This is a genomic window from Pedobacter sp. 01T416_2 (assembly GCF_056398925.1).
The window spans coordinates 1-7,862 of the sequence record NZ_JBFTQI010000220.1; the positions used below are offsets into that span (position 1 = coordinate 1).

The window sequence follows — 7,862 nt, forward strand, 5'->3', positions numbered from 1 at the left end:
ATTCACGATCGTAAAAAAAGCCATTCCTGATGTCAGCACTAAAGGAATGGTAACAGAATCCTTAATCCAAATCTGGTAAACATAAGGTGAAATAATTACCAAACATATTGAAAGTAAAAGTAGCAAAACCCAAGCTTTTCTTAATTTGTTTAAAACACCTTTCATCCATTGTATGTCTTGCTTGGCATATGCATCTGTAAAGGCGATCCAAAATGGTGCAATTAAAATGGTAAAAACCATTGGTACTACCGCTAGATATTTATAAGATATATTATAGATTGTCACTTCATTTGGACCAAATAACTGTATAATTATAATATTATTTGTTTCATAAATAATTATAACTACAATCTGAATAACAAAAAATTTCAATCCAATTGACATCAAATCCTTCGCATACTTAAACTTAACATATTTAAATTTTGGCGAATATTCTTTGAGATCTCTCGAAAAATACCAGCACGTCGATACAAGAAGTATAAAAATTTGTCCTCCCCCAAGAGCATAACCTAGTGTAATTAGTGATCCATCGCCAAATTTAGTTAGTAAGAACACCAGAGCTAAAACCAGTAATTGTCCAAGCATATCAAAAAAAGAAGATAACGCTGGTTTTTGAATTGCAGAGAGCAGAGTTGTTATTAACTTTAAAACGAATTGAAATGCGAAACTAGAAAATACAATGATTGCCAGCGTACTCAGTTCCCCACTTAAATACCTTGGCGCATTAAGTATTTTACTCCAGTCTAAAAAAATATTTATGAAAAAAAATATGATTAATAAAAGTAATGTTATGATCGTTAAAATAGCATAAGTAGTACTGACATAAACCTTTGCCAAATCTTTTCTATCTTTTGCAAGTGATTCGGCAAATTTATTTTTCATGCCGTTGCCAAAGCCAATATCAAAGAAGCTAGCCCAAGCAATAATTGAGGAAATAGTTACCCATATCCCATAACGTTCGGGACTAACATAATTAATTGTAAGAGGCACAAGTACAAGCCCCACTAAAATACTTATACCTTTAATTACTAGCATTGCCAAAATATTCTTTTTAGCTTTTATGCTTCTTTCATGCCCCTTACTAAAAAAATCTTTAATTTTGGTTAGCATTTGCTTTAAATATGTCTATAAAACTCAATTATCGTATCTGAAATTAAGTCTACATCGTCATTAGTCAATTCATAAAAAAGAGGTAGTCGAAGTAAACAATCAGTATATCTATCTGAATTTGCCAATTCAGGGCTTTTATACCGACTACTATAAAACGGAGATTTATGCAACGATAAATAATGAAACACCGACAAGATTCCTTTCTCTTTCAGTGCTGAAATAAGTCTTGACCGCTCCTCTAAAGAATTGCAAACTAGATAAAACATATGAGCGTTGTTAGTTGCATAATCAGGGATATAAGGCAATTGCACCCCACGCTCTTCTAATTTATTCAACAAAGAATAATATTGATTCCAAATCTGCTTACGTCTAAATTGAATTTCGTCTAAATTTTCCAGCTGTGCATATAAAAATGCCGCAATAATATCAGAGGGCAAAAATGACGATCCAATATCTACCCATCCATATTTATCTACCTCTCCTCTAAAGAACTGAGACCTATTTGTTCCTTTTTCTCTAATAATTTCAGCCCTTTCAGAAAATTTCTCATCATTTATTGCCAGCAGACCACCCTCTCCAGATATTATATTTTTAGTTTCATGAAATGAAAAAGCTGACAGATGGCCAATTCCGCCGAGTGGACTTCCTTTATAGTATGAATCTATAGCTTGGGCAGCATCTTCCACTACATATAAATTATATTTCTTCGCCAAAGCCATGATCTCATCCATATCGCAGGCTATTCCGGCATAATGCACCGGGATAATTACTTTTGTTCGATCTGTAATTAATGCCTCTATTTGTTTTATATCAATATTAGGATTCTCAGCACAGCTATCCGCGAAAACAATTTTGGCTCCACGCAAAACAAATGCATTTACGGTAGACACAAATGTATAGGAAGGTGCAATAATCTCGTCACCAGGCTTAATATCAATTAGTATTGATGCCATTTCCAAGGCATCCGTACATGATGTTGTTAATAGAGTTTTCTTGAAGTGGTATTTTTGTTCAAAAAAAGTGTGACACTTTTTCGTAAAGACACCATCACCAGAGATTTTTCCAGATAAAACTGCTTGATATAGATAATGGTTTTCTTTCCCCGTTAAAAACGGTTTATTAAAAGGAATTTTTTTTATTTCTTCCATAAATGAAATATGTATTCTAATTTATCCAAACTGTAGCCCATTTTTTCATATAAGTTACAAGCAGGAATGTTATCTAATTGAGTAACTATAGTTGCTTCTTTGACACTGTTTTCTTTATACCACTGATCAGCCATCAAAAGTAAATCGACACCAATTTTTTTCCCTCTATATTTTTCATCAACGGCAATAAGACCAATATTCCCTGCATATTCGGTTTTTTTCAAGGTTATAAAACCCACTTCGTTATTTGTAGGATCAACTGCAACTAATACTTCATCGGCTAATTCTCTGCTTAAAGATTTATCAATCCAAGTTCTATAGAGCCTTTCGTAGTTATAGTTTAAATTTCTATCTAAATTAAATCTCGAATATTTACCGCTTTGATAAACCATTTTTTCAAGATTAGAACTCAAATTTATTGCAGAATTAAAAGATAAATTATTAGTAAATTCTTTTTGATCAAAAAAAGATGATTTTTTGTAAGTTACTTTCTTGTCGTATAAGAGAGCGCCAAGGTTAGTAATATTCTTAATCAAACTAGGATTTGGCTCCGAAGCTACTATATAAATTAAATCGGCATTTAAATCTTGAATTTCAGTCTTTTCCTCGTCTGTAAAGTTATTATTTAGAGTAGCTTTATAAATTTTCTTGGAAAAAAAATTTGAATCCCATTCTACTAATTTACAAATCATTGCTAAATTATTTTCGTTAACGGATTACTCTTAAAATCTGAATAAGCCAGAGATATCCCATCAATAAGATTGGTTTTGTACTTCCATCCAAGTGATGTTAACTTTGAAACATCCATTAATTTCCGAGGGGTTCCATCGGGTTTCGATCTATCAAACCGTATTTCTCCTTTATAGCCTATAACGTCACTAATCATTAATGCCAAATCTTTAATACTCAAATCTTCTCCACAACCTATATTTACTAATCCACTATCATTATAACTTTGCATTAGAAAGTAACAGGCGTCAGCCAAATCATCAGCAAATAAAAACTCTCTTTTGGGAGATCCAGTACCCCATATTGTTACATAAGGAGCGTTTTGTGCTTTTGCATCATCAAATCGACGTATCAATGCAGGCAAAACATGAGAATTCTCTGGATGATAATTATCATTTATACCGTATAGATTAGTTGGCATTACTGATATAAAATTACAACCATACTGATTTCGATATGCATCACACATTTTAATGCCAGCAATTTTTGCAATCGCATAAGGTTCATTCGTCAATTCTAATTCACCAGTTAATAAGTATTCTTCCTTCAAGGGTTGTGGCGCCATTTTTGGATAAATACATGAGGAGCCTAAAAACATCAATTTTTTCACATTGGCATTTCTAGATGCTTCAATAACATTACTTTGAATCATCAAATTATCGTACAAAAATTCACCTCTATAAGTATTGTTGGCAATGATACCGCCGACCTTGGCAGCTGCTAAAAATACGTATTCTGGCTTTTCTAAATCAAAAAAATCATTTACGGCAGTCTGATCTTTCAAATTTAGCTCATTTGATAACCTAGTTACAATATTGCTAAAACCCTCACTTTTTAATTTCCGTAAAATCGCAGAGCCAACCATTCCTCTATGACCAGCAATGTAAATTTTAGCGGATTTATCATTTAAATAAACCTCAGACATTATTCGTACTGATTTTTAATAACATAGCCATGGGCTTTCAATAATTGTTCTTTGCTGAAATGATCAACATCCGCAGCTACCATCTCCTTTACTAAAGCAGCTAGGTCATATTTAGGAATCCAGCCTAACTTAGTTTTGGATTTTGTAGGGTCGCCAATTAAAAGATCTACTTCAGTTGGACGGAAATATGCGGGATCTACCCCCACAACCTCAGTCCCTAATTCAAGTTGATAACCTTTATTACCACAGGCAACTACATATCCTTTTTCTTCAATACCAGTTCCTTTAAATTCGATTGCAATACCAACTTCAGCAAAAGCCATTCGTACAAATTCTCTTACCCGCGTGGTAACTCCTGTTGCAATAACATAATCTTCTGCCACATCTTGTTGTAGGATCCGCCACATGGCTTCTACGTAATCTTTAGCATGCCCCCAATCTCGTTCTGCATCCAAATTGCCCAAATACAATTTGCTTTGTAAACCTTGAGCGATTTTAGCTACAGCTCTAGTGATTTTACGCGTTACGAAAGTTTCGCCACGTAAAGGACTTTCATGATTAAACAAGATGCCGTTACAAGCAAACATGCCATAGGCCTCCCGATAGTTTTTAGTGATCCAAAAACCATAAATCTTCGCGACGCCATATGGTGAGCGTGGATAAAAAGGTGAATTTTCATCATAAAATCCTTTATCATTTTTATTCTCCGGCATACCACCATACAATTCGGAAGTTGATGCTTGATATATTCTGGTCTTCTTTTCTAGCCCCAAAATTCGCACTGCCTCCAATATTCTTAGCGTTCCTATACCATCAACATTAGCTACATATTCGGGAGAATCAAAGGACACTTTCACATGACTCATCGCGCCTAGATTATAAATTTCGTCTGGTTGTACCTCTTGAACAATACGAATTAAATTGGTTGAATCTGTTAAATCCCCATAATGCAATTTAAATCTTACATTGTCCTCATGTGGGTCCTGATATAAATGATCAATACGATCAGTATTGAACATCGAACTTCTTCTCTTAATTCCATGAACCATATAACCCTTTCAAGCAGTAATTCTGCTAAATAAGCACCATCTTGTCCTGTAATTCCTGTTATTAGTGCAGTTTTCATTTTATATTATCTTGCGTCATTTGAATTTACTAAATACCCTCTCAAAAATTGAACTTTTTTTGACCTCTCCATAATTACCGTAGCCGTAACCATACCCGTAATATTTGCTAACAATATCGTTCACAACTATACCCAGTTTCTTCATTTTACCTTTCTTGTAAAGATCTTCAACGATAGCTAACTGATCTTTATGGGTTACTTTTTGTCGAACTAAATACAGTGTCACGTCAGCATAGTTAGCCAACAGTTGGGCATCAGTAATTATCCCCACCGGTGGAGCATCCATGATGATATAGTCAAATTGCTTTTTTAATTCTTCTATCAGAACAGGCGTATGCTCACTCATTAAGGTCTCGGCAGGGTTTGGTGGTAAGGGCCCAGACGAAATAATAAACATATTTTTATTAATGGCAAGTTGCTTAATAATGCTTTGAATTTTAACATCACTACTTATGGTGTAATTACTAAAACCAATATCATTTGAAACACCTAACTTAGCCGAAAGGCCGGGTTTTCTTAAATCCAATTCCATCAACAATACCTTTTTCCCGGCCAGGGCTAAAATATTGCCTAAATTAATAGCTGTAAAAGATTTACCTTCTCCACTCATACTAGATGTAAGTAGTATAATTTTTTCTTCCTTACTTTTCAGATAAAAGGAAAGGTTTGTTCGCAGCGCACGGAATTGCTCAGAAATGGCTGATCTCTCTTTGTTAGCAACGATTAAATTATCATTATATTCATTGTGACTGATTTCTCCAATAACCGGGACATTGGTTTTTGCTGTAATATCTTCTTTTGTAGAAATGGTTGTATTAAAGAAATCAGAGATAAAGATAAATATAAGTGGTATAACTAAACCAGCAAAAAACCCTGCTAAATATATAACTTTTTGTTTAGGACTTATTGGCTCCACATTGGCTTTTGGTGGATCTATCGTTTTAGCAATTGAAATGTTAGAGGTTTTAGATATCGCAGTTTCTTCTGCTTTCTGCATTAGAAATATATAAAGCTCTTCTTTGATTTTTTGATTCCGAGCCAGCTTTAAATAATCTTTCTCAATTTGAGGAACACCCGATATCTTCCCTTCTGTTTGGTTTACTTGACTACGTAATTTATCCCGCGTTACAACAAAGGTATTTTTAGTACTCTGAATATTAGCCAATATTCCATTCCGTAATCCAGCGATTTGATCATCAATATTTTTAACAAAAGGACTTTCTTCAGTTACACTCAACAACTGTTTATCTCGTTCGATCAACAGTGCATTATATTGATTCATAATGCCTGAGAAAACCATATCCTGAGGAAGTAACGATGTTGGAAAAACACGTTTATTTTTACCTTCATCTTTGAGATATTTTTCCAAATCATCCAATATAGCAACTTGTGTTTCGGCCTTAGCTAACTCTGAAGCAAACTCCCCTGAGTTTTGAACTAAAAGTTTACCTTGTTCCGACATATCGGCAAGCTTATTAGTTTTCTTAAATTCTTCAACCCTACTTTCAACATCCCCCAGCTCATTAGCAATCTTGCCCAAACGGTTTTGGATAAATTTGGTTGTACTATCGGCTATTATATTTTTATCGTACAAGCTAGATGCAATATATTGTCCAATCAGGGTATTCAGAATATCCTCTCCTTTCTTTTGTAATGGATAAGATAATCCTAAATCTATAATAGTTACCTGTTTATTAGAAACCGTAACAGACAGATTCTTCATCAATGTGGCTACACGTTCGTCTAATGAAGTTATAAGTACGGCATATGTATTAGAAAAAGCATAGTTACCAAATTTTGGAACCAATTTTACCAGGCCGACATCATCTAACTTAAAGGGTTGGTTCCAAGAGACTTCTTTATCTATTTTTTTACCCTTTATTCTGAATTTACCATTATTAATTTTTTCTATATCGAGCGCAGTTGCTTTAATTGTATCAATTCCATTTATTATTTCTAATTTAAATGGCGCATCATAAATTTCTCTTTTAATAAAATTTTCTCTGGTACTATAGGTAATATTAAGTTCCATTTTACGAACTACCTGCTCCATCAAAAAACGTGTTTTGAGAATTTCAGCTTCATTATCGACAGAATTCTTGGACCCTAATAGTCCGCCTAAATCCATCAAAGCGCCCGCTTCTTTTGCCATACCCCCACCCTTTTCATCGTCATTAACCAGAACCCTAGCAGTGATCTGATAACTAGGAGCGGTAAATTTCACATATAAAAATGCAGCTAGTAAACAAATTATAATGCTCACAAAGAACCAGGGCCATTTTTCTACAACTTTTGAAAATATTTTTTTTAAATCAACACTTTCCTCTTCTTCTATATTCGGATTTTCTTGAAAATTATTCATGTATAAACTAAGCTCGATTATTATTTGAAACTACTTATTGCCAATACAATTACGGATATTACGGATGCGATTACACCTATGGTTTGTATCTGGGCAGAATTAGAGGCCGAAACCTTACGTTTGTTTGGCTCGACATAAACAACATCATTTTGCTTTAAATAATAATAGGGACTATTAAAAATTTCTGATGAGTTTAAGTCTAGTCGGGCGAATTCTTTCTTTCCGTTATTATCACGGATTACAAGTACATTTTCTCTGCGCCCATATATGGTCAGATCTCCAGCTAAACTCAAGGCATCAAGAATCGATACTTTCTCATTAGGCAATGTATAAGCTGATGGAGCATTCACTTCACCAAGAACACTAACTTTAAAATTAGCAAATCTCAATTGTACATTCGGTTCTTTATAAATATCTGTCGCTTTCCCTCTAATCAATTCCCTAGCTTGATAGGTTGTTAAC

General features: G+C 34.0%; 6 protein-coding genes and 1 pseudogene. All 7 read right to left on the minus strand.

What is annotated here, in order from left to right:
* Positions 1 to 1,110 (minus strand): lipopolysaccharide biosynthesis protein (locus tag AC1DPQ_RS11260; protein WP_477609310.1); only part of this gene is annotated, 1,110 nt, incomplete at its 3' end.
* 5 nt (positions 1,111 to 1,115) lie between these two features.
* A complete protein-coding gene (gene rffA / locus AC1DPQ_RS11265) occupies positions 1,116 to 2,258 on the minus strand; it encodes a dTDP-4-amino-4,6-dideoxygalactose transaminase (RefSeq protein WP_477609312.1) in 1,143 nt (380 codons plus the stop codon).
* Complete coding sequence (locus tag AC1DPQ_RS11270) at positions 2,246 to 2,950, minus strand: GNAT family N-acetyltransferase (protein ID WP_477580039.1); 705 nt, start codon at positions 2,948 to 2,950, stop codon at positions 2,246 to 2,248. Before AC1DPQ_RS11270 ends, rffA begins: the two co-directional genes overlap by 13 nt.
* A gap of 2 nt (positions 2,951 to 2,952) precedes the next feature.
* Positions 2,953 to 3,912 (minus strand): GDP-L-fucose synthase family protein, encoded by a 960-nt coding sequence (locus AC1DPQ_RS11275; protein ID WP_477580040.1) that lies wholly within the window; start codon positions 3,910 to 3,912, stop codon positions 2,953 to 2,955.
* Positions 3,912 to 5,038, minus strand: a pseudogene (gene gmd, locus AC1DPQ_RS11280) (GDP-mannose 4,6-dehydratase). The gene AC1DPQ_RS11275 and the pseudogene gmd overlap by 1 nt, the downstream one beginning before the upstream one ends.
* Before the next feature lie 16 nt (positions 5,039 to 5,054).
* Positions 5,055 to 7,400 carry a GumC family protein gene (locus tag AC1DPQ_RS11285; protein ID WP_477580044.1) on the minus strand — a complete coding sequence of 782 codons (2,346 nt, stop codon included), beginning with the start codon at positions 7,398 to 7,400 and terminating at the stop codon, positions 5,055 to 5,057.
* A gap of 20 nt (positions 7,401 to 7,420) precedes the next feature.
* Positions 7,421 to 7,862 (minus strand): polysaccharide biosynthesis/export family protein (locus AC1DPQ_RS11290; protein ID WP_477609314.1); only part of this gene is annotated, 442 nt, incomplete at its 5' end.